Annotated in this window: 1 protein-coding gene; it reads right to left on the reverse strand. The window is 65.0% G+C overall.

Going from position 1 to position 26,979, the window contains the following annotated elements; translation table 11 throughout:
- Window positions 1–89 precede the first annotated feature (89 nt).
- The gene (locus AABD04_RS11970; protein ID WP_341441312.1) at window positions 90–26,864 is read right to left on the reverse strand and encodes a non-ribosomal peptide synthase/polyketide synthase; all 26,775 of its coding nucleotides are present in this window, start codon (window positions 26,862–26,864) and stop codon (window positions 90–92) included.
- Between the last annotated feature and the right edge of the window lie 115 nt (window positions 26,865–26,979).

Below are 26,979 nucleotides of genomic sequence, written 5' to 3' on the forward strand. Positions count from 1 at the left end.
GGTAGTAGTGATTCGCGTTCGACAGCATTTGCATCGAATGCCGATGTTATTCGTACTCGTGCTCTTCGAGGTGAAGAACACACCAAACGTTATTCGGGTGTATTGCCGAGATGTGAATCGACTACCGGACCGATCACCGTGGCAGCATCGCCATTGGTCATCTCGTTGTGGAAAACGTCGACATCGTGGATGACGATATCTCCTGTCACATACGGACGCCATTCTTGCGGGGATCGAACAATTCCATCGCTTGCGCCCTTAGTTGCGGAAAAGAACAAGACATCTCCGTCGAACACGTCGGGGATGAACTCGGCCATTATCCGAGTCGAGTTCTCGAATCCCGCACTGATACGCCGGAGGTGGTCGGCGGAAACTCCGGTCGTCTGGCCCAGCGACTCGTCGAGTAGCTCGACACCTCGCTCGTAGGTCAACGGCTCGGTCGACGGCAGACCCGTCAGGTCGAGCCCCAACCCGGCAAGCAAGTTCTCGACGCTCAATCCCCCATCGGCGATGTCGTCACCGTGGCCTTCGACGTAGCTGTCCAGCAGCGCGAGAGTGCCGACGTCGCTGCCGGTGCTGCGCAGTTCCACTGCTATCGCATGAGCGAGCGAGCCGCCGAGCGACCATCCGAGTAGGTGATAGGGACCCACCGGCTGGACCGCGCGAATCTCGTCGGCGTACCGGTGTGCCAGGTCGCGAATCGAGCCGAAGCTCGACCCTTCCACGATGGACGGCAGTTGCAGCCCGTACACGGGACGGTCATCGCTCAGGTGCGAGACGAGCCCGGCGTATCCCCACGACAAACCGATTCCGGGGTGAACGCAGAACAACGGAGCCTTTGCCCCCGTCCCGCGCAACGGAATCACCACGCCGAACACCGAATCGAGATCGGCACCGCCGGCGTCCGCATCCGCGGCGACCCGTGCGGCCAACCCGGCAGGCGTCGGATCGACGAACAACGCTTGCAGCGGGACCCGGACTCCGATGGCGTTCTCGATGGCGGGCACGATCTTCGTGGCCACCAGCGACGTTCCGCCCAGCTCGAAGAAGTTGTCGTCCATGCCGACCCGATCGACCCCGAGAACCTGAGCGAACGCGTCGGCGATCGCAGACTCCACGTCGCTGGTCGGTGCCCGATACGGAGTTGTCGACGTCGTCAGCTCGGGAACCGGCAGTGCCCGGCGATCGAGCTTGCCTACCGGAGTCAATGGAATGTCGTCGAGCTCGATGATCGCCGACGGAACCATGTGGCGTGGAAGCACTTTGGCGACGCGATCGCGCAGCGCCTCGGTGTCGAGCGATTCGCCCTCCGCTGCGAGAACGTAGGACACCAGCACCGTGTCACCGGATGCGGCCGTATGTCCGATCGTGGCGGCGAATCCGACCTGCTCGTGCTCGGTGAGGGCGGAGTCGATCTCACCGAGTTCGATACGGAAGCCGCGCACCTTGACCTGGAAATCGCTGCGTCCGACGAACTCGACGACCCCTGCGCTCCCCCAGCGTACGACGTCGCCGGTTCGGTACATCCGGTCTCCCGGGGTACCGAACGGGTCGGCGACGAATCGCTCGGACGTGAGTCCGAATCTGCGCAGGTAGCCGCGTGCAGTGCCGGGTCCGGCAATGTACAACTCGCCCGAGACGCCCGCCGGTACCGGCCGCAGGCGTGCGTCGAGCACCATGAACCGGAAACCGGTTCCCGGCCTGCCCACGTCCACCGTGCCACCGGGGACCAACGGTCCGCCGACACTTGCCTGAATGGTGGTCTCGGTAGGACCGTAGCCGTTGAACATCTTGCGGCCCGGCGCCCATTTCGCCACCAGTTCCGGAGTGCATGCCTCACCACCGACAGCAAGGACGCGAACGGTACCGAGTCGTGACTCGTCGATCGACGACAATGCCGCGGGTGTCAGGAACGCATGCGTGACGTGTTCTGCTTCGAGCAGGTCGGCCAACTCGCCGCCGCCGAAGACCCCCGGCGGAACGATCACCACGGTAGCTCCCACTCCGAATGCCATCGTCAGCTCGTAGATCGACGCGTCGAAGCTCGGCGACGCGATGTGCGAGACACGTGAATCCCGGGTGGGACGGAATCGCTCGAGCACCTCGGCCTGGAGGTTGGCCAGGCCACGGTGTCGTACTGCGACGCCCTTCGGCCGCCCCGTCGAACCCGAGGTGTAGATCAGGTACGCGGGGTGGTCGACATGCAGCGTCGCCGTCCGATTCGCGTCGGTCACCGCATCGGCCGGGTAGCGAGACAACTCGGCCGATATCTCCGGATCGTCCAGAACCAGCCACGGGACGGTGTCGGGCAGCGATCGGCTGCTGTCGATATCGGTGAGACCCATTGCCGCACGGGAGTCCTCGAGCATGTGCTCGATTCGGTCTGTCGGGTAGTTCGGATCGACAGGCAGGAATGCTGCGCCGGTCTTGGCCACTGCCCACACCGACAGCACCGACTCGATCGATCGAGGCAGCGCCAACGCGACGAAGGTCTCGGGTCCGACGCCGTAGTCGATCAGCATCCGAGCGATCCGGTTGGACCAGCTGTCGAGGTCGGCATAGGACAGGCTGACGCCTCGGTAGGTGATGGCAACCGCATACGGGTCGAGAGCGACCGACGCCGCGAGCATTTCCGGCCATGTCCGGACTGCCGCATCGGCGTTTCCTCGCGCCGGTGCCAACGCGTGCTGCTCGTCGGTGCCCAGAATCTCGATGTCCCCGACCACCGTGCGAGGATCGCGCCCGACGGCAGCGAGAACGCGGATCAGTCGAGCCGCAATGGCCTCGACGCTGGCTGCATCGAACAGTGACGTGGCGTAGTCGAACGCGGCCTCGAAGCCGGACGGACGTCCCTCGTCGTCGAAGTTCTCGGACAGCAGCAACTGAAGATCCTGCTTGGCCACTGGTACGTCGAAGTCGAAGCCCTCCACCCTCAGATTCGGAAGCTCGAGCGAGGCCTTCTCGTTGTTCTGGAACGACAGCGCGACCTGGGACAGCGGAGCGTACGCCGTCGAGCGCGTGGGATTGAGAACCTCGACGATTCTCTCGAAGGGCATTTCGGTGTGATCGAATGCGTCGAGATCGTGTGCCTTGACCTGGCTCAGCAGTTGATCGAACGACGAGGATTCGTCCACTCGGCTCCGGAGCACGAGCGTGTTGACGAACATGCCGACAAGATCGTCGAGCGCCGCGTCACCGCGCCCGGCGACCGGGGTGGTGATCGCGATGTCGTCCGTGCCGCTCAAACGAGCCAGTACCACAGCGAACGCCGCGTGCAGAACCATGAACATACTGACGTTCTGTTCGCGGGTGATGTCGACGAGGGCCCGATGGATGTCGGCATCGACGGTGAAGCGAACTCGGCCACCGCGGAAATCCTGCGTGGTCGGCCTCGGCCGGTCCGTCGGCAACGGCAGCAGGTCGGGAAGCCCGGCGAGCGCAGTGGACCAGTGCTCGAGCTGAGCCGCGGCCACGCTCGAGGCGTCCTGCTCGTCTCCGAGCAGCGACCGCTGCCAGATCGTGTAGTCGGCGTACTGGACGGGAAGCGGCTCCCAATTCGGGGCCTGTCCTGCACTGCGCGCCGAGTACGCGACAACGACGTCGCGAGCCAACGGTGCCATCGACGCGCCGTCGGCGGCGATGTGATGTACGACCATCGCGAGCACGAAGACGGGATCCTTCGATGCCTCGTCGGTGGGGTCGAGTACCTCGAACAGCTCGACATGCACCGGGATCTCGGTGGTCACGTCGAATCCTCGACCGGCCAACAGAGCCACGCGATCGGTCAGCACAGCGGCATCGATCCGTTCGGACTCCACCGCGGGTGCAACCTCGGCAGCCGGATGCACGAGCTGCACCGGGAACTGTGGCCCGTCGGGGAAGGTCGTCCGCAGAGACTCGTGGCGCTGCAGCACATCGACCACCGCGGCAGCCAGCGCGGCAGTATCCAACTGTCCGGTCAGTTTGACGACCAACGGCACGTTGTATGCCGCCGACGACGTGTCGAACTGGTTGATGAACCACATCCGCTGCTGAGCAAGCGACAGAGGTATGTGCTCCGGACGCGACACCGCCACGAGAGCCGGCCGCCGGGTTCGAGTGTTCGCGGCACCGACAGCGGTCGCCAGACCCGACACCGTCGGGGTCTCGAAGATCGTCCGAACACCGATCGAGCTGCCGAATTCCGCGTTGATGCGCGCGATGACCCGCGTTGCGCTGAGCGAGTCGCCACCGAGCTCGAAGAAGCCGTCGTCTGCACCGACACGACTCACTTCGAGGATCTCGGCGAAGATCGCCGCGACAGTGAGCTCGCCGGGCGTTCCCGGCTCGCGGTACGACGTGGCAGTGCCGAACTCCGGCACGGGAAGTGCGGCGCGATCGAGCTTGCCCACCGGAGTGAGCGGTATCGACTCCAGGACGACGATGGCGCTGGGCACCATGTGCGACGGCAGCGCAGCAGCGAGATGATCGCGCAGGACTGCCGTGTCGAAGGTATCGACCGTCTCGGCCGGGTTGTCCCCCGTCAGGCGCACGTACGCAACGAGAACTGTGGCACCGGTCGGCCCGGGAGTTCCGAACGTCGCCGCGAAGTCGACCGACGGATGGGTCGAGAGCGCGGCGTCGATCTCACCGAGTTCGATGCGGAAACCACGGACCTTGACCTGAGAGTCGCTCCGACCGACGTACTCGACGGTGAGATCAGGCGACCAGCGCACCACATCTCCGGTGCGGTACATGCGGGCACCGGGAGCACCGAACGGATCGGCGACGAATCGCTCTGCCGTCAGACCCATTCGATCGTGGTAACCGCGAGCCAGGCCGACGCCTGCGAGATACAGCTCTCCCGCCACGCCGACGGGGACCGGCTGCAGCCGTGAGTCGAGAACGACCTCGTACACGCCCCGCACGGGCCCGCCGATCGACACCGGCTCACCCGCCACCATCGGTGCGCTGATGTTGGACATGATCGTGGCCTCGGTCGGTCCGTACCCGTTGAACAGGTTGCGGCCGGGAGCCCACTTGGTGACCAACTCGGCGGGCACGGCCTCACCGCCGACGACGACATCGGCGAACGAGTCGAGCCCGGTCGGATCCACCGACGCCAACGCGGATGGGGTGATGAAGCCGTGGGTGACCGATTCACGGGCCAGCAACGACGCCAGCTCTTCGCCGCCGTACACCGTCGGCGGCACGATCACCATCGTGGCTCCGACACCGAACGCGAGGAGGTACTCGAGCACGGACGCGTCGAAACTCGGCGACGAAACGTGCAGTGTGCGTGAGGCTTTCGTGACCCGATAGCGCTCGCGCTGCTCGGACGCGAAGTTGTCGAGGCCGGAGTGGGTGACCACGACCCCCTTCGGAACACCCGTCGAACCCGAGGTGTAGATCGTGTACGCGGCGCTCGCGAGGGTGACGCGACCGTGGCGTTCGTCGTCGGCGATGGGCTCGTCGCTCACCGCGTTCGGACCGTCGGTGGCGAGGTCGTCGAGAACGATCCACGGCACGGTCGACGGCAGATCGTCGAGGTGAGTGCGAGTGGTGACACCGAACGTTGCGCCGGAGTCTGCGAGCATGTGCTCGATGCGATCGGCCGGGTAGTTCGGATCGACCGGAACGAATGCCGCACCGGACTTGGCGACTGCCCACACCGTCAGCACCGACTCGATGGAGCGCGCGATTCCGAGCGCGACGAACGTCTCGGTGCGTACACCGTGGCCGAGCAGGATGCGCGCGAGCCGGTTCGACCGACGGTCGAGCTCTCGGTACGTCATGTCTCCGTCGACGCTGCGCAGCGCGACGGCGTCCGGGTCGACGGCTGCGGCGTCGGAGAAGATCTCCGGCAACAACCGGGTCGAGCGACCTTCGAGTCCGAATACCGGAGCCAACGAAGCGAATTCGGTGTCGGCCAGCAGTCTGAGCCGAGCCAGTGGCTGCTGCTCGTCCGTGAGCACCGCATCGAGTACACGCTCGACTCGATCGACGATGGCGTGTACATCCTCGATCTCGAACAGTTCGGGCAGGTACTTCGCCTTGAGGTTCAGGCGCTCGTCGACCGACGACACCAGTGTGAGCGGATAGTGCGCGGCGTCGGTGCCGAGGATATCCGTCACCTGCATACCTGCGAAATCCGTTGCAGCAGAGGCTCCGGCGCGATCGACCGGGTACGACTCGAACACCGTCAACGTGTCGAACGCGACCCCGGCACCGGCAGCGCGCTGAATGTCGGTCAGGCCCAGGTAGTGGTGGTCCAACAGCGACGCCTGCTCGGCCTGAACTCGGTCGACCAGCGCGCCGAGTGTTTCGGCCCGATCGAGCGTGACCCGAACGGGCAGCGTGTTGATGAAGAGCCCGATCATGCCCTCGATGCCGGGCACCTCCGGCGGCCGACCCGACACGGTTGCACCGAACACGACGTCGTCGCGACCGGTCAGAGTCGCGAGCACGATGCCCCACGCAGTCTGAACGAGTGTGTTCAGAGTGGACCCGCGGCGCGCTGCGAAGTCGCGCAGCGCGGCGGTGGTCTCGATCGACAACGACCGCTCGGTCTCACTGGAGACAGTCGACAACTGTCGACCCCGATCACCGGCGACCAGCAGTGTCGGCTCCTCGACGCCGGCCATCGCGCTGACCCACTGAGCAGTGGAGATCGCGACGTCGCGTTGCCGCATCCACGCGAGGTAGTCCCGGTACGCGGGCACCCGCGGCAGCATCGAGTCGTCCGACTCGGTGACGTACAGCGTGATCAGTTCCTTGACGACCAGAGGCGTCGACCATCCGTCGAGCAGGATGTGGTGATTGGTCAGCAGCAGCCGCCAGTGATCGTCGGCGAGGGTGATCAGCGTGAATCGAAGGAGCGGCGCAGAATCCATCTCGAACCGCACACCGCGATCGGCCGCCAGGACTGTCTCCAGTGCGGCCTCGACGTCGGCTTCACCGCGCAGATCGACCTCGGACCAGGGAACCGTGACGGAATTCTGCACGACTTGCAGCGATTCGCCGGTGCTGTTGTGTACGAAGGCTGCTCGCAAGTTCGGATGACGAGAGACGAGCTTGTTCACAGCGGCGTGCATCCGCTCGGCATCGACGACGCCACGCAGCTCGAGACCGAGCTGCACCATGTAGGCGTCGACGCCTGAGCTGTCGCTACCGACCTCACCTGCGAGGCGGGCATGGAAGAGCAACCCGGCCTGCAGCGGCGACATCGACCACACATCGTCGAGGTCGGGGAACTGCTTCTCGAGCACCTCGATGGAGCGCTGATCGATGTCCACCAGCTCGAGGTCGGACGGCGTGAAGCCGCCCGCGCCGTCGACCGAGGCGTGCTCGGTGATCGCGGTGAGCGCCTGCGTCCACAGTTCGATCAACCGACCGACCGCGTCGGCATCGAGGACCCCGGCCGGGAACGCGAAGGTTGCGTCGAGTTGCGGGCCGTCGGGTGTCGAGGTGGTGACGGCGTTGATGTCCAGTGCAGCCGGTACGGGCATGTCCGGATTCTGCGCGTCGCCGAGTTCGGCGTCGGCCACCGGAATCCAGCCCACATCGGCCATGCCTTCGGTGGATCCGGTCGAGAACCGCCCGAGGTAGTTGAAGCTGACCTGCGGAGCGGCGAACTCGGACAGTGCCTCGGTCCCAGCGGGATCGAGGTACCGCAGCATGCCGTAGCCGATTCCATGGTCGGGAATCTCCAGCAGCTGTTCCTTGACGGCCTTGATCAGTGCACCGGCGGAGTCTCCACCCGCCAACGCGTCGGCGAGGTCGACCGAACCGAGGTCGAGCCGCACCGGGAAGATCGTGGTGAACCAGCCGACAGTTCTACCGAGATCGGCTCCCGGGACCACGGCGTCTTCGCGGCCATGGCCCTCGAGCGTGATCAGCGCGCTGCGTACAGCGGCACCGCGTTCGCGACGCCAGGCCGTGAGAGCCAGTGCCAACCCGGCCAGGAGGCCGTCGTTGACGCTGCCCCGGAATACCTCGGGCACCGTGGTCAGCAGACGCTCGGTGACCTCGACCGGAAGTGAAGTGCGGATACGTTGCACGGTGGCGTCGACGTCGACGCGCTTGTCCAGTGGTCGCGAACCGATCGTCGGATCGTCACCACTGAGGATCCGCTGCCACAACCCGAGCTCGTCGCCGCGGCTCGCGGTGACCTCGGTCAGTCCGGTGGACCACCGCCGCATCGACGTGCCGACAGGTGCCAGCACAGGCTCGCTACCCGCGACGATCTGGCTCCAGGCCGTCGCCAGATCCGGAACGAGGATGCGCCACGACACGCCGTCGATGACGAGGTGATGCGCGACGACGAGGAGTCGTCCGGACCCGTTCGGGCCCTGGAACCACACCATCTGCACCATGACACCGTCGGCAGGGAGCAGTCGATCCGCTGCGGCGTCGAGTTCTGTTCCGGCACGGGAGGAGAACTCGGCACCATCGACCGAATCGACCGAGACCGCGTGGATGACCGACGCGGCGGACACCGTGCCGATCGGAGACACTTCCTCGTGCCAGATGCCGTCCGCATCCTCGAACAACCTGGAGCGAAGCATGTCGTGACGATCGAGCACAGCCTGGACGGTGCGTTCGAGAGTGTCGCTCTCGATGTCGAGCGGAAGCTGAAGCAGTGCCGTCTGCGTGTAGCGACCGAAGTCGGTACTGCGGTCCAACATCCAACGCACGACCGGTGTCAGCGGTAGCGACCCGACTCCCCCACCGGCGAGTTCCTCGAGCACGACGACGTCGCCGCCCAGAACGACCACCTCGGCCAACGCCGCGACGGTCTTGCGCTCGAAGATGTCGCGCGGAGCCAGGACGAGACCGGCTGCCTTGGCGCGTGAGACCAGCTGGATGGACATGATGCTGTCGCCACCGAGCGCGAAGAACGAGTCGTCGACGCCGACGGCGTCGAGGCCGAGGACGTCGGCGAACAGTCCGGCGAGGATCGATTCGACTTCGGTTGCCGGCAAACGACTTTCGGTCACGTTGGCGGAGAAGTCCGGAGCCGGCAGTGCTCGGCGATCGAGCTTTCCGTTGGCCGTGAGCGGCAACTCGTCCAGCACGATCAAAGCGGCCGGAACCATGTACGACGTCAGCGAGTGTCCGACGAAATCCAGAACGGCGGCGTGGTCGAGTGTTCGACCTGCTTCGGCGACGACGTATCCGATCAGTCGATCACCGGACCCGTCGTCTCTGACCGAGACCACGGAGGCCGCGACACCGTCGTATGCCAGCAGGGCGCTCTCGATCTCGCCGAGTTCGATGCGGAAGCCGTGCAACTGAACCTGCATGTCACTGCGGCCCAAGTATTCCAGAGCCCCGTCGCGATTCCAGCGCGCCGTGTCGCCGGTGCGGTACATCCGCCCGCCCGCCCCTCCGGACGGATCGGCGACGAAACGGGTGGCAGACATGCCCGCACGACCGAGGTAGCCGCGAGAGAGCTGTGCCCCCGAGACGTACATTTCGCCGGTCACACCCGGCGGAACCGGGTTGAGACGCGTATCGAGAACAGCGACGTGCAGCGCGGGAATGGCCTGGCCGATGACGCTGGCCGACGCCGAAGCGGCGAACTGTTCGGTGAGGGCGAGATGACTCACGTGGACGGTCGTCTCGGTGATGCCGTACATGTTGACCAGCGTCGGGGCGGACTCGTCGTGTCGGGCGTACCAGCGACCCAACTGACCGAGATCGAGTGCCTCGCCGCCGAAGATCACGTAGCGCAGCGACAGAGATTCGGAGTCCGCGCCGGCAGCGAGGTCTCCGGTGGCCACTCGGTCCGCTTCCGCGAACTGGTAGAACGCCGTCGGCGTCTGGTTGAGCACCGTGACCTTCTCGCGTACCAGCAACTCGCGGAAGAGCTCCGGGGAGCGTGCCGTGTAGTAGTCGACGACGACGAGCGTTCCACCGTGCAGTAGTGGTCCCCACAGCTCCCATACCGAGAAGTCGAACGCATACGAGTGGAACATCGTCCAGACGTCGCGATCGTCGAAATCGAAGAGATCTGCTGTGTTCGCGAACAGCGTCGCCACGTTGCGGTGCGCGATCTGCACGCCCTTGGGGCGACCGGTACTGCCCGAGGTGTAGATGACGTAGGCGATCGAGTCGGCGCTGGTGCGACCCGAGCGGTCCGCGTCGGTGAGCGGCGCGCCCGACACACCGCTCAACTCGGCGAGCAGCTCGGGTGAATCGATGAGAAGGACATCGAGGTCGGAGGCGGGAACGGCTGCACTGTCTTCGACCGTGGAGATCACGCAGACGGGTGACGCGTCCTCGAGCATGAACGACAGGCGGTCGGCCGGGTAGGAGACGTCGATCGGCAGGTAGCCGCCACCGGACTTGATCACTGCGAGAAGAGCCACGATCAGCTCCTCGTTGCGCGGCATCGCGACCGCAACGAGCGATTCCGACGTCACTCCGCGCCCGACCAGGACACGTGCCAGCCGGCTGGACCGTTCGTCCAGTTCGGCGTAGCTGAGCGAGCGATCGCCGAAGACGACCGCGCGTGAATCGGGGAATCGCGCAGCGGCAGTGGCGAATCGATCGGCCAACGTCGCGTCGGATGCCACCAGCCCAGCGTGGTTCCAGTCACCTGTCATGGCGTCGAGCTCACCCGGGAGCAGCAGATCGATGTCGCCGACGACGCGCTCGGGATCGGTCGTCACCGCGGCCAGTACGGCGCGTAATCGTGCCGAGAACTCCTCGACGGACGCTTCCTCGAAGAGGTCGACCGCGTAGGTGATCGCGGCGGTCATCCCCGACGGGGCGCCGGAGTCGTCGTACTGCTCCGCGACGGTCAGCTGCAGATCGAATTTCGCGACGTGCGCGTCGATGTCGACGGCTTCGACCGTGAGCTCCGGCAGCTCGAGCGTGGCCGAGGTGTTGTTCTGGAATTCGAGCAGCACCTGGAACAGCGGTGAGTGGTCGGTCGAACGAGCGGGGTCGAGTACGTCGACCAGTCGCTCGAACGGGACGTCGGTGTTGTCGAAGGCGGCCAGATCGGCTGTGCGGGTGGAACGAAGCAGTTCGGTGAACGAGAGCCCCGGTGCCACCTCCGTACGCAGAACCAGCGTGCCGACGAACATGCCGACCAGGTCGTCGAGTGCCGCGTCGCCTCGTCCGGCGATCGGCGTTCCGACAGCGATGTCCTCGGTGCCGCTGAGGCGTGCCATCAGGATCGACCACGCAGCGTGTACGGCCATGAAGACGGTCGCCTCGTTGGCACGCGCGATCTCGACCAGTTCGGCATGAGTGGTGCGGTCGATCTCGAACCGAACGCTGTTGCCGCGCATCGACTGCCGAGCGGGCCGTGGATGATCGAGCGGCAGCGGTAGCACGTCGGGAAGATCCGCAAGGGCGGTCTTCCAGAATTCCAATTGTTGTGCCGCCAGAGACGACGGATCGGACTCGTCGCCGAGTACGGTGCGTTGCCAGATCGCGAAGTCCGCGTACTGAACGTCGAGCGGTGCCCACATCGGAGCGCCGGCCGCTGCGCGTGAACCGTAGGCGACCATGACGTCTCGCGCCAGTGGTGCCATGGACGCGCCGTCGGCCGCGATGTGATGCACGACGATCGAGAGCACGAACTCGCCCGGTGCCAGCCGATACAGGACCGCACGGAACGGTAGATCGGTCGAGACATCGAATCCCGTTGCGGCAGAAGCCGAGATGGCCGCCACGACCTCGGTGGCGTCCAGATCGACGACCTCGAGTTCGGTTCTCGCGGTCTGCGCGTCGAGGATCTTCTGCTCGGGGCGCTCACCGTGGGTGGGGAACACCGTGCGCAACGACTCGTGACGTTCGAGGACGTCCCCGACGGCTGCACTCATCGCGGCGATGTCGAGGTGGCCCGTCAGACGAACCGCGAGCGGGATGTTGTAGGCAGCCGACGCAACGTCGAACTGGTTGATGAACCACATCCGTTGCTGTGCCAGCGACAACGGAATCGAATCCGGTCGCGGCTTCGCGACGAGAGCGGGACGACGAGAAGCGCCGACCGGGGTGCTCAGTACCCGCACCGCAAGCGACTCGACCGTGGGTGCCTCGAACAGCGCGCGCACACTGATCATGGTGTCCAGAGCGGAGTTGACTCGTGCGGTGAGTCTGGTGGCGCTGAGCGAGTCTCCACCGAGATCGAAGAAGCTCGCGTCGATACCGATGCTCTCGATTCCGAGTACCTCGCCGAAGATGTCGGCGATGATCTGCTCGGTCTCGTTACGCGGTGCACGCGAGTCGCTTCCGAGATGGAGATCGGGTGCGGGCAGCGCATTGCGGTCCAGCTTGCCTGCGGGCGTCAACGGAATCGAGTCCAGCGCAACGAACGCGGTCGGAATCATATGCGTCGGAAGCGAACTCGACACATGAGTGCGCAACGCTGTCGTATCGATCTGTTCGCCGGACCGCGGAAGAACGTACGCGACCAGAATCGTGTTCCCCGCGGGACCGTCGACACCGACGGTGGTAGCGAATTCGACCGACGGATCGTCGGTCAGCACAGCGTCGATCTCGCCCAGTTCGATGCGGAAACCGCGCACCTTGACCTGGAAGTCGCTACGTCCGACGTACTCGAGCGTTCCCGACTCGGTCCACCGCACGACGTCGCCGGTGCGATACATCCGGGCACCCGGCTCGCCGTAGGGATCGGCGACGAAGCGCTCTGCCGTGAGGCCGAATCGGCAATGGTAACCGCGGGCAAGCGCGGGCCCGGCGAGATAGAGCTCACCTGCGACACCCACCGGTACGGGGTGCAGCCGCGTGTCCAGCACGACCTCGCTGAAACCGATTGTCGGCGAACCGATGTCGATGGACGAGTCGCGATGCAATTGATCGCTGATGGACGAGAAGATCGTCACTTCGGTCGGACCGTACGCATTGAACATCCGGCGACCCGGTGCCCAGCGGGCCACGAGTTCCGGCGGACATACGTCGCCACCGGTGGCGACGACTCTCAGCTCCGTCAGGCCGTCCGGATCCACCGATGCGAGTGCGGCGGGCGTGACGAACGCGTGCGTGACGTGCTGTTCTGCGAGCACGTCGGCCAACTCGGCACCACCGTAGACCGAGGTGGGCGCGATGACCATGGTCGCGGCACCGGAGAAGACCATGAGTAGTTCGAGGATGGAGGCATCGAAACTCGGTGATGCGAACGCGAGAACGCGCGCGTCGGGAGCGACCTCGAAACGAGTGCGCTCTTCCTCCGCCAGATTCGCCAACCCACGATGGGTGACGGTGACGCCCTTGGGCACACCGGTCGAACCCGAGGTGTAGATCAGGTATGCGACGTGGTCGACGTGCACGGGGCCGACGCGGTCGTTGTCGTGAACCGGCGTGGTCGAGCGTTCTTCGAGTTCGGCGAGCGTGTCGTCGTGGTCGAGAACAGTCCACCGGGCAGCGCCGAGACCGTCCACCGCGGGTGTGTGCGCGGACAGGGTGAGGCCGAGCGACGCGTTCGAGTCGACGAGCATGTGCTCGACGCGGTCGCGCGGGTAGCTCGGATCGATCGGTAGGAATGCCGCACCGGTCTTGGCGACCGCCCAGATGCCCAGTACGGATTCGATGGAACGTGGCAGGGCCAGCGCAACAACGGTTTCCGGTCCGGCACCGCGAGCGATCAGAGTTCGGGCGAGAGCAGACGATCGCGCGTCGAGCTCGGCATAGTCGACCGTGCGGCCGTCGCTCCACAGTGCGGTGCCGTGCGGATTCGTCGCCGCTGCATCGGTGAAGATGTCCGGAAGGAGTCGAACTGCCTCCGACGACGGTCCCCGAACCGGTGCCAAGCGGACCAGTTCTTCCTCGGACAGCAACGACAGCGACCCGACACGTCGATCGGTGTCGGTGGCGATGGCATCGAGAACCCGGACGATTCTGTCGACCGTCGCAGCAACGACGCTGTGCTCGAACAACTCCGGCAGATATTTGGCCTCGATGTGCAGCCGATCGTCGACCATGGCGACCAGGGTCAGAGGATACTGCGCCGTGTCACTGCCGTCGTGCACATCGTGCACGTGCATGCCGGCGAGGTCCGTGTCGGCCGACAGGCCGGCTCGGTCCATCGGATACGACTCGAACACCGTCAGGGTGTCGAAGGCGACGGCCGGCCCCACAGCGCGCTGAATATCGGTGAGTCCGAGGTAGTGGTGATCGAGCAGAGCTGCCTGTTCGGTCTGCACCCGATCCAGGTATTCACCGAGCGTCTCGGACGGATCGAGCACGATTCGGACCGGCAGAGTGTTGATGAACAGACCCACCATGGACTCGATGTCCGAGACCTCCGGCGGGCGTCCGGACACGGTGGCACCGAAGACCACGTCGGAGCGTCCGGTCAGAGTGCCCAGCACCATCGCCCACGAGGCCTGCACCATCGAGTTCATCGTGACGCCACGTGCGCGAGCGACGCCACGCAACCGGTTCGTCTGCTCCACATCGAGCGAGATCAACGAACGGCCGGCCAACGTCGATTCCTGGCGTCTGCTCTCGACCGGGGTCAACAATGTCGGCTCGGAAAGCCCTGCGAGGGCTTCGGTCCACGCGGTGAGCGCGGTCGAGCGATCACGCTTGGACAACCACGACAGGTAGTCGCGATACGCCGGTACGCGCGGAAGCACGGTGTCGTCGCCGTCGACCACGTAGAGCGTCAACAGGTCCTTGAGCAGCAGCGGCGTGGACCAGCCGTCGAGCAGAATGTGGTGGTTGGTCATCACCAGACGCCACTCGCCCGGCGCCACCGTGATGAGCATGAAGCGCAGGAGAGGGGCCTGCGCCATGTTGAATCGGGTGGCTCGGTCGTCGTGCTCGATGCGATCGAGCTCGACAGCTCTGTCGTCGCCGTTCAGTTCGGTCAGGTCGAGCGCCGTCCACGGCACGTCCACGTCGTGGTGAACGATCTGGATCGACTCGCCGTCGCTGTTGTGCACGAAGGCGGTACGTAGGTTCGCGTGTCTTCTCAGCAACGCCTGCGCGGCACGTCGGAAGCGTGCTTCGTCGACGCTTCCGCGCAACTCCAGCACCAACTGGACTATGTAGGCGTCGACGGACTGATCCGACAGCTCGGCGTGGAACAGCAGCCCGGCCTGCAAGGGCGTCATGGACCAGATGTCGTCGAGTGTGGGATAGACCCGCTCGAGGTCGTCGATGGAACTCTGATCGAGGCTCACCAGGTCCAGATCGGACGGCGTGAAGCCACCTGCTTCGGGTCGCTGAGCATGCCGTGTCAGAGCGGTGAGTGCCTGCCGCCACAGCTCGGTCAGCTCCGTGACGTCGTCTTCGTCGAGCACCCCGGTGGGGAACGCGAACGTGGCCTCTAGCCGAGGGCCGGTCGGGGTGGCAGTGGTGACGGCGTTGATGTCGAGCACTGCCGCGACCGGAAGATCGTCGTCCTGCGAGTCGCCGACACCGGAGTCCTCGACCGGTAGCCAACCGTGTCCGCGCAGCTCATCCGGAATGTCCGTGCTGTAACGACCGAGGTAGTTGAAACTGACCTGGGGCGCCGGGAAATCACGAAGGGCGGCGGCACCGTCCTCGTCCAGGTAGCGCAACATGCCGTAGCCGATGCCATGATCGTCGACGGCCAGTAGCTGTTCCTTGACCGACTTGATCAGTGCGGCGGCTGCAGCGCCACCGGCAAGCGCGTCGTCGATGTCGATGCCGTCGAGAGTCAGCCGCAGCGGATAGATCGTGGTGAACCATCCGATGGTGCGACCGAGATCGGCACCCGGCACGACGTGGTCCTCGCGGCCGTGGCCCTCCAGAGAGATGAGTGCGTCGTCGACGATCACCCCGCGGTTGCGCCGCCATACGGTCATTGCGAGTGCCAGTGCAGCGAGCAGGCCATCGTTGACGCTGCCGCGGAAGGCGTCGGGCAGCGCTTTCAGCAGTCCCTCGGTGACGTCGGTGGACAGCGCCAGTTCGACTTTGTCCACCGTCCGGTACACGTCGATCTCGCGATCGAGTGCACGTGACCCGATCAGAGGATCGGGCTGAGCCAGAACCTGTTGCCACACGGCCAACTCGTCGCCGCGGGTGGCAGTGACCTCACGCAATCCGTGCGCCCAGCGGCGCATGGACGTGCCGACCGGTGCCAGCTCGGGAGTGTTCCCGCCGATGATCTGGGCCCACGCCGAGGCGAGGTCAGGAACGAGGATCCGCCAGGACACGCCGTCGATCACCAGGTGATGAGCGACGACGAGCAGCCGACTTCCCTCGGACCCGGCGTCGAACCACACCATCTGGATCATCACACCGGAATCGGGAGCAAGACGCCCGACGGCTGCAGCCGCCTCGGTCGTGGCCTGATCCGAGAACTCTTGTCCGTGAACAGTTGTCGACGAGACGCGGCGCACGACGGACTGCGCCGTGACCGATCCGACCGGAAGAACTTCCATCGACGGGGCGTCGCCGCGGTGCAGTACGCCGCGGAGCATGTCGTGGTGGTCGAGGACGGTCTGGACAGTCGCCTCGAGCACATCGAGTTCGATGTCGCCCGGAAGCGTGAGTACGGCGGTCTGGGTGTGCTGATCGAGCACGGCCGTGCGGTCGAGCATCCAGTGCACGATCGGGGTGGCCGGAACGTCTCCGACCCCGCCACCGGGAAGCTCCTCCAGCACGACGGGGACGGTGCCGTCACCGGAGGCGACCACCTCGGCGAGCGCCGCTACCGTCTTGTGCTCGAACACGTCTCGTGGCGACAGGGCCAGCCCTGCTGCCTTGGCGCGCGAGACCAGCTGAATGGACATGATGCTGTCTCCGCCGAGCGCGAAGAACGAATCGTCGACGCCGACGCGGTCCAGCCGGAGAACTTCGGCGAACAGTCCGGCCAGAGTCTTCTCGACCGCATTCTCTGCATCACGACCCGAGGTGACCTGAGCGGACCAATCGGGTTCGGGTAGTGCGGTGCGGTCGAGTTTGCCTGCCGGGGTCAGCGGAATCGACTCCAACATCACGAACGCCGACGGCACCATATGAGCAGGCAACACCGAACCGACATGCTCACGCAGAGCACCCGCCTCGACACTGCTACCGGCCACCGGCAACACATACGACACCAACACCGTCGACCCAGCAGCAGACTCACGTCCGATGGTCACCACGAAATCGACACCCTCAACCGCAGCCAACACCGAATCGATCTCACCCAACTCGATCCGGAAACCACGCACCTTCACCTGAAAATCGCTACGCCCCACATACTCCAACGCACCCGAAGCATTCCACCGCACCACATCACCGGTGCGATACATCCGCGAACCCACACCACCGAACGGATTGGCCACGAACCGCTCCGCCGTCAAACCCAACCGCGCGTGATACCCACGAGCCAACGCCGGACCCGCCAGATACAACTCACCCACCACACCCACGGGCACCGGATTCAACCGCGCATCCAACACCACCTCCGCGAAACCGATCGTCGGCGAACCGATATCGACCGACTCCCCCACCACCAACGCCGACGAAATCGACGAGAAAATCGTCGCCTCCGTCGGACCGTACGCATTGAACATCCGCCGACCCGGTGCCCACCGCGCCACCAACTCCGGCGCACACACATCACCACCGGTCACCACCACCTGAACCGACTCCAACCCCACCGGATCCACCGACGCCAACGCCGCAGGCGTCACGAACGCATGCGTGACCCGCTCCTCGGCCAGCAACGACGCCAACTCCACCCCACCGAACACCAACGGCGGAGCAATCACCATCGTCGCCCCACCCGAAAACGCCAACACGAACTCCAGAATCGACGCATCGAAACTCGGCGACGCGAACGCCAACACCCGAGACGACGGCCCCACACCGAACCGAACCCGCTCCTCGGCAGCCAAGTTCCCCACACCACGATGAGTGACCACCACACCCTTGGGCACACCCGTCGAACCCGACGTATAAATCAGATACGCCGCATCATCGAGACGCAACACACCCGAACGCTCCTCCTCCAACACCGGAGCAGACGACCGAAACGCCAAATCCGCCACCACATCCGGATCATCGAGCACCACCCACGACACCCCACCCACACCCGACACCGCACCCACATGCGCACCCAACGTCACACCCACCACAGCACCCGAATCGACCAACATGTGCTCGATCCGATCCACCGGATAATTCGGATCCACCGGCAAGAACGCACCACCGGCCTTCGCCACCGCCCACACCGCCACCACAGACTCCACCGACCGCGACAACGCCAACGCCACGAACGACCCCGGACCCACCCCACACGACATCAACATCCGCGCCAACCGCGACGACGCCGCATCCAACTCACCATAAGAAACAACCCGCGAACCCGACACCACCGCAACACCACCGACACCGGCCACACCCACAGCACCAGCCAACAACTCCGGCAACACCACACCCACCACAGACCGCGGACCACGAACCGGAGCCAAGGAGTCGTACTCGTTGCTCGACAGAATCTCGATGTCACCGACCTGGATGGACGGCGTTGCCGTCACGGTATCGAGGATCCGGATCAGGCGATCGGCGAGCACTCGGATTGTGTCTGCGTCGAACAGTTCTGTGGCGTAACGGAATCCGGCACCGATGCCCAGTGGGGTTCCGGACTTGTCGAATTCCTCGGCGACCGTCAGCTGCAGGTCGAAGTTGGAAATGTCGTTGGGAAGTTCGATGCCCTCGATCGACAGACCCGGCAACGTCACCGTAGGACGGTCGGTCTGCTGGAACTCGAGCATCACCTGGAACAGCGGAGCATGGGCAGTCGACCTCGCCGGATCGACCGCATCGACGACGCGCTCGAACGGGACGTCCGAATGAGTGAACGCAGCGAGGTCGACGGTGCGCACGTCCGAGAGCAGGTCCTCGAATCGAGTCGAGCCGGACACCTGGGTGCGCAGAACGAGGGTGTTGACGAACATGCCGACGAGTTCGTCGAGTGCGGCGTCGCCGCGGCCCGAGATCGGCGTTCCCACCGAAATGTCCTCGCTACCCGACAGGCGGGCCAGAAGCACCGCCAGAGCCGCGTGCACGATCATGAACGAACTCGAATTGTGCTCGGCGGCAACGGTAGCGAGACGAGCATGGATCGCGGCGTCGATCTCGAACGAGACGGTGTCGCCGCGCAGGGACGCCACCGCAGGTCGCGAGCGATCGGTCGGCAGAGTCAGCACCTCGGGGCTGCCGGACAACGTGTCGACCCAGAAGGCGACCTGCTTGGCCATCAACGACTCGGGGTCGGACTCCTCGCCGAGGAACCGGCGCTGCCACAGTGCGTAGTCGGCGTACTGCACCGGCAACGGTTCCTGGCCGGGTGCGTGTCCTGCGGCCCGGGCGCTGTAGGCCACCATCAGGTCTCTGGCCAGCGGGGCGCTCGAGAACCCGTCGGAGGAGATGTGGTGCACCACGAGGACGAGCACGTGCTCGTGCTCGCCGACCCGAATCAGTCGGACTCGCAGCGGAACGTCGGCCACCACGTCGAAGCCCGAACCTGCCGCCTCGCCGATCAACTCGTGCAGGTGTCGCTCGTCGGCCGCATGAATCGGTGTCAGATCCGGCAGTGCCGACGCCACGTCGAGGATTGTCTGAACGGGGCCGCCGTCGGTCAGCGGGAACATCGTGCGCAGCGACTCGTGGCGGGACAGCACGTCGCCGATGGCCGAATGCATCGCGTCGACGTCGAGGACACCGGTCAGCCGCATGGCGAACGCGACGTTGTACGCAGCCGACGCGGTGTCGTACTGGTTGATGAACCACATCCGCTGCTGCGCCAGCGAGAGCGGCACGACATCCGGCCGCTCCTGCGGGACCAGCCGAGGAGCGGCGGCAGCGTCGTGCTCGCCGATGTCGATGCCTGCGGACAAGGCCCGCACGGTGGGCGCGTCGAACAGATCTCTGATGCCGATGTCGGTGCCGAGTGCTGAATTGACCCGCGCGACCAGGCGCATCGCGATCAGCGAGTTGCCACCGATCTCGAAGAAGCTCGAGGTGACGCTGACCTGAGACATACCGAGTAGGTCGCCGAAGACACCGGCGACGATCTCTTCGACGGGGTTCTCGGGCGCGAAGAATTCCGAAGCGGCGACGGTGAACTCGGGCGCGGGCAATGCCTTGCGATCGAGCTTGCCGCTGGCATTGACGGGCAGCGAGTCGAGCACCACCACGTGTGAGGGCACCATGTACCCCGGGAGACGACGTGCAGCTTCGGCCGTCAGGATTGCGGGGTCGACAGCAGAACCGTGCGCGCCGACGACATAGGCCACAAGCGTCTCACCGGTGCTCGGGTCCTTGTGCACCAACGCGATCGCCTGCGCAACCGACTCGGATCTGAGCAGCACTGCTTCGATCTCGGGCAGCTCGATGCGGAGGCCGCGCAGCTTGACCTGGAAGTCGGTACGGCCGATGTATTCCAGCTCGCCGTCGGCGCGCCAGCGCACCAGATCGCCTGTGCGGTAGAGCCGCTCGCCCGGATCGCCGAACGGATCTGCGACGAAGCGATCCGCCGTGAGGTCGCCGCGGCCGACGTAACCACGCGCGAGTTGTACACCCGCGAGATACAGCTCGCCCGGAGCACCGATCGGGGCCGGTCGCAACGAGGCGTCGAGAACGTACAACCGGGTGTTCCATACGGGTGCGCCGATGGGAATGGACACCGCGTCGCGCCCGGTCACGTGGTAGTAGCTGACGTCGACGGCGGCTTCGGTCGGCCCGTAGAGGTTGTGCAGCTCGGCGAGGGAGAACTGTGCGAACTGCGCCGCTGTGGCGGGCGGAAGTGCCTCGCCACTGCAGAACACCAGCCGTAGCGAGACGCATTCGGCGGCTCGCGCTCCCGCTGCGAACACCGCGAGCATCGACGGTACGAAGTGCGCCGTGGTGATGTGCTCGTCCGCGATGATGCGGGACAGGTACGCCGGATCGCGGTGGCCGTCCGGTTCGGCCACCACCAGCTTGGCACCTACCTGCAAGGGCCAGAAGAATTCCCAGACCGAGACGTCGAACGTCGCTGGGGTCTTCTGCAGAACGGTGTCGGCCGGCTCGAGGTGGTACTCGTGCTGCATCCACAGCAACCGGTTCACGATCGCCGAGTGGGTCACGGCAACGCCCTTGGGGCGGCCGGTCGAACCGGAGGTGTAGATCACGTACGCGGTGTTCGAGCCGTGCAGACTTCCCAGACGGTCCGAGTCGGTGACCGAGGAGCGATCGCGATCGGAGACGTCCAGCAGATCGACGGCGAGCACCGGAGTGGCGACCGGAATGTTGATCCAGTCGCGGCTCGTGGTGAGGATGCACACCGGCTGAGCGCTGGACAGTACGTAGGACGACCGTTCGACCGGATGATCTGGATCGATCGGAACATAGGCACCGCCGGCCTTGACGATGGCGTACATGCCGACGAGCAAGTCGATCGACCGCCGGATTGCCAGCCCGACGTGGGACTCGGGTGAGACGCCGAGCGAGATCAGGTGCCGCGCCAACTGATTGGCGCGCTCGTCCAGTTCGAGGTAGGTGATGTGCTCGTCCTCGAACACGAGCGCGGTCGAATACGGACTGCGCAGCACCTGTCGGTCGAAGAGGGCGCTGAGCGTCATCTCGACGTCGCCGGCCGGGATCTGCTGATGAACCGGGGATTCGATCTGCCGTGCGGTGTCGTTCCACTCGAACAGGACCAGTTCCCGCTCCGCAGCGGACAGAATGTCGATGTCACCGGTGCGAATGTCCGTCGTCGCGCCGATGGTCGACACGATCCGGAGGAAACGATCGACGAACCGGTCGATCGTTTCTGCATCGAAGAGATCTGTGGCGTAGGTGAACGCAGCCGACAGGTCACCCGACTCGTCGACGGGTTCCTGATCGACGCGGAGCTGCAGATCGAACTTCGCTGTGTCGGTGCTGATCTCCTGGAAATCGACAGTGAGATCAGGCAACTCGAGTGTCGCCGACGCGTTGTTCTGGAACTCGAGAAGAACCTGGAACAGCGGTGAATGATCGGTCGACCTCGCCGGGTCGAGAACGTCGACGAGACGCTCGAACGGGATGTCGGTGTTGTCGAAGGCCGCCAGATCGGACCGGCGGGTGTCGGCGAGCAGTTCGGCGAAGGTCGCCTGCGGCTCGACCTGCGTCCGCAGTACCAGCGTTCCCACGAACATGCCGACGAGATCGTCGAGCGCTGCGTCGCCTCGTCCGGCGATCGGAGTGCCGATGGCAATGTCCTGGGTGCCGCTCAGACGCGCGAGCAGCACTGCAAGTGCGGAGTGCACGACCATGAACAGCGTCGACTCGTGCGCGGCAGCGACCGAGGACAACCGAGCAGCGACGTCGGCAGGAATCGTGAACGGAGTGACGCTGCCGCGCATCGACTGCTGAGTGGGGCGTGGCCGATCGTGCGGCATGGGCAACACGTCGGGCAGGTCGGCCAGCGCCGATTGCCAGAAGTCGATCTGGCGCGATGCCACCGAGGTGGGGTCTTTCTCGTCACCGAGAACGGCATGCTGCCACAGCGCGAAGTCTGCGTACTGCACGGCCAGGGGCTCCCACATCGGAGCCGAACCAGCAGATCGGGCACCGTAGGCGACCATCACGTCTCGGGCCAGCGGTGCCATCGAAGCACCGTCCGCCGCAATGTGATGGACGACGATGGAGAGTACGAAGCTCTCCGGGCCGGTTCGGTACAGCACCGCCCGGAAGGGAAGATCGACCGTGACGTCGAATCCTGTTGTAGCAGCGGCGTATACGAGAGTCTCGACCGCTGCTGCGTCGGCATCGACCACACGGAGTGGGAGGTTCGATCCGGTGACGTCCTCGACCGGAGCGATGACCTGGTTCGGTAGGTCGCCCACCGTCGGGAACACCGTGCGGAGCGATTCGTGTCGGGACAGGACGTCACCGACGGCCGCCGACATCGCGTCCACGTCCAGACGGCCCGTCAACCGGACGGTGAGGGGAATGTTGTACGCGGGAGAGGACACGTCGAACTGGTTGATGAACCACATCCGCTGCTGCGCGAGAGACAGCGGGACGGAATCGGGCCGATCCACGGCGACCAGTACCGGACGGCGATGCAACGATGCGCCCTTGGCTTCGGCCCGCTCTGCCAGGGTGCGAATCGTCGACGCCTCGAACAGGTCCAGAACCTTCAGATCTGTTCCGAGAGCAGAGTTGACTCGTGCAACCAAACGCGTTGCCACAAGGGAGTTTCCACCGAGATCGAAGAAGCTGTCGGTCACGCCGACCCGATCGACCTCCAACACGTCGCAGAACACCGCCGCGACCGCGGCCTCGTATTCCGTCTCCGCGGCCTTGTATGCACCCTGCGAACCGAGTTCGGGTTCGGGTAGTGCGGTGCGGTCGAGTTTGCCTGCCGGAGTCAGCGGAATCGACTCCAACATCACGAACGCCGACGGCACCATGTGCGCAGGCAACACCGAACCGACATGCTCACGCAGCACACCCGCCTCGACACTGCTACCGGCCACCGGCAACACGTACGACACCAACACCGTCGACCCAGCAGCAGACTCACGTCCGATGGTCACCACGAAATCGACACCCTCAACCGCAGCCAACACCGAATCGATCTCACCCAACTCGATCCGGAAACCACGCACCTTCACCTGAAAATCGCTACGCCCCACATACTCCAACGCACCCGAAGCATTCCACCGCACCACATCACCGGTGCGATACATCCGCGAACCCACACCACCGAACGGATTGGCCACGAACCGCTCCGCCGTCAAACCCAACCGCGCGTGATACCCACGAGCCAACGCCGGACCCGCCAGATACAACTCACCCACCACACCCACGGGCACCGGATTCAACCGCGCATCCAACACCACCTCCGCGAAACCGATCGTCGGCGAACCGATATCGACCGACTCCCCCACCACCAACGCCGACGAAATCGACGAGAAAATCGTCGCCTCCGTCGGACCGTACGCATTGAACATCCGCCGACCCGGTGCCCACCGCGCCACCAACTCCGGCGCACACACATCACCACCGGTCACCACCACCTGAACCGACTCCAACCCCACCGGATCCACCGACGCCAACGCCGCAGGCGTCACGAACGCATGCGTGACCCGCTCCTCGGCCAGCAACGACGCCAACTCCACCCCACCGAACACCAACGGCGGAGCAATCACCATCGTCGCCCCACCCGAAAACGCCAACACGAACTCCAGAATCGACGCATCGAAACTCGGCGACGCGAACGCCAACACCCGAGACGACGGCCCCACACCGAACCGAACCCGCTCCTCGGCAGCCAAGTTCCCCACACCACGATGAGTGACCACCACACCCTTGGGCACACCCGTCGAACCCGACGTATAAATCAGATACGCCGCATCATCGAGACGCAACACACCCGAACGCTCCTCCTCCAACACCGGAGCAGACGACCGAAACGCCAAATCCGCCACCACATCCGGATCATCGAGCACCACCCACGACACCCCACCCACACCCGACACCGCACCCACATGCGCACCCAACGTCACACCCACCACAGCACCCGAATCGACCAACATGTGCTCGATCCGATCCACCGGATAATTCGGATCCACCGGCAAGAACGCACCACCGGCCTTCGCCACCGCCCACACCGCCACCACAGACTCCACCGACCGCGACAACGCCAACGCCACGAACGACCCCGGACCCACCCCACACGACATCAACATCCGCGCCAACCGCGACGACGCCGCATCCAACTCACCATAAGAAACAACCCGCGAACCCGACACCACCGCAACACCACCGACACCGGCCACACCCACAGCACCAGCCAACAACTCCGGCAACACCACACCCACCACAGACCGCGGACCACGAACCGGAGCCAGGCGAGCGCGTTCGGCGGCGGACAGAAGGTCCACGTCACCGATCAGCAGGTCCGGCTCACTCGTCAGAGCGTCGAGGATCCGCAGCACCCGGCGACCGAGTTGAGCCACGCTCGTAGCGTCGAACAGTTCTGTGGCGTAATCGAAAACGACAGTGGGAGAATTGGACTCGTCGACGGTGACGACAAGATCCATTGCCGATCCGTCCTGCGGCAAGGCGGATGGACCGAATCGGAGCGCAACCTGCGCAAGGGGGTTGTACGACCCGGTGCTGGGCAGGCCGAGGGCACGAACGACGTCGTCGAACGACGCTTCGCTGTGCGCCATCGCGGCATCGAAGTCCGTACTCGACGACTCGACGAAGTCGGAGAACGAGTGCCGACCGTCGGGTCGAGTCCGCAGAACGACGGCGTCGCCGGCAGCAGTGGGCACGGCAATCGACACGTCGTCGGTGTTCGCCAATCGTGACAGCAGTACAGCCAGCACGGACTCGAAGACCACGAACGGGGTCGTGGACCGGTCGGCGGCCAATCGTTCCACAGCGGCCCAGTTAGCGGATCCGACAGCCACCTCATGAGACGCACGAACATGGCCGATACGCGAGGGCCGCGGTCGATCGCAGGGCAGATCGAGCAGATCGGGCGCATCGGCCAGGCGATCGGTCCAGTACGCGGTCTGGGCCGCGACACGGCGACGTCGTTGGCCTTCGCTGGCGCTGTCGGGGTGCACCTCGACAGCGGGAGTATCGGGGCCCGCCGCGATGAAGGCTTCCACCATGTCGACGAAGCTCGAATGGTGTGCGGTGAGGTCGTCGTCGTCGTACCGGTTCGGGTTGGCCCTGAAGTCGACGTATGTCCTTGCCGGAGAACCACTCTGATAGACATTGACCAGAAGATCCTCGACCGGACCCGACGTCACGATGTTGAATTCGCCGACGATCGACCCGAGCTCGATCTGCTGGTGGAACAGCATCATGTTGACCATCGGGCCGGCGAGCTGCTTGTCACTGCCGGATGCCGCGAGTTCCCGCCGGATGTCCTCGATGCTGAAGCGCTGGTGCCGCAGCGCACCCATGAGCTCCAACTGCACCTGTTGCACGAGGTCGCCCACGGTGGCGTCCTGGGACACGTGCATCGGAATCGGTGCGACGTTGACGAGCATTCCGCCGGATCGACGCAGCAAGGCAGTGGTGCGCGCCGACACCGGGATGTTGACCAGCACGTCTTCTCGCCCGGTCATTCGGGAGAGGTAGCAGCCGAACGCAGCGATGAACACCGCAGCGGCGGTTCCGCCCTTGCTGGTATCCGATCCTTCGAGTGCGGTGACGACGTCCTCGGGCAGGGCGATGCTGCGCAACTTGCTCGCTGCGATGGTGCGCCCAGGCCGGTTGGACAGGGATGCTCCGTCGTGGATGTCCGCAGCGCGCGAAGTCCAGTACTCCTTGTCGGACTCGAACCGTGACGACGTCCGGTACTCCTGATCGAGCTCGAACAGTCGGCGAAGCTCCGCGGCTTTGTTGGGCGCAGGTTCGACCTGCTCGACTGCTGCGGTGTAGAGGGCGGCGGTGCGATTGACGAGCGTCATGGCACCGTAGCCGTCCAGCGCGACGTGGTGGATCTTGCTGTACCAGAGGTTGCGGTCGTCCTCGACCTGGATGATCCAGCTCTCGACGAGTGGGTCGTTCTCCATGTCGACCGGCTGTACGTAGTTCTCGTCGATCCAGCGCAGGGCCGAGGTCATGGGATCGTCTTCGTCGCGCAGGTCCAGATAGTGCACGGACTGGTCGATGGAGTGATCGACCATCTGCACCGGTTCGCCGTCGACCTGCGTCAGGCGGAGGTAGGCGGACTGGAATTCGTGTCCGGCCTGCGCCGACGCTTCCTGCAGCACTGCTATGTCGAGGCTGCCTCGCAGATCTACGTACTGGGCGATGCAGACCGGTACATCAGGTGCGAGTTGTTGCGCGAACCACATGCCTCGCTGTGCAGAGGACAGCGGAAAGCCGCTCTCGAAACCGGAGCCGGACGGAGGTGTCTGTGACCCACCGGTCGTCGTGGCGCGCATTCACTTGCCCTTCGGCGGCACGGTAGCGGCGGCGATTGCCGACGTCGGGTCGATCGACCCGGAGCTTTCGGTTCGGCTCGGACTGTCGAGCCGCGTCGGCCTCTGCGCGCGATTG

It is taken from the genome of Rhodococcoides navarretei (assembly GCF_038069675.1).
Lineage (GTDB): Bacteria > Actinomycetota > Actinomycetes > Mycobacteriales > Mycobacteriaceae > Rhodococcoides > Rhodococcoides navarretei.

Excerpts from the sequence above, each read along its gene's own strand:
- AABD04_RS11970 (WP_341441312.1), bottom strand. The coding sequence starts at position 26,864 with ATGCGCGCCACGACGACCGGTGGGTCACAGACACCTCCGTCCGGCTCC.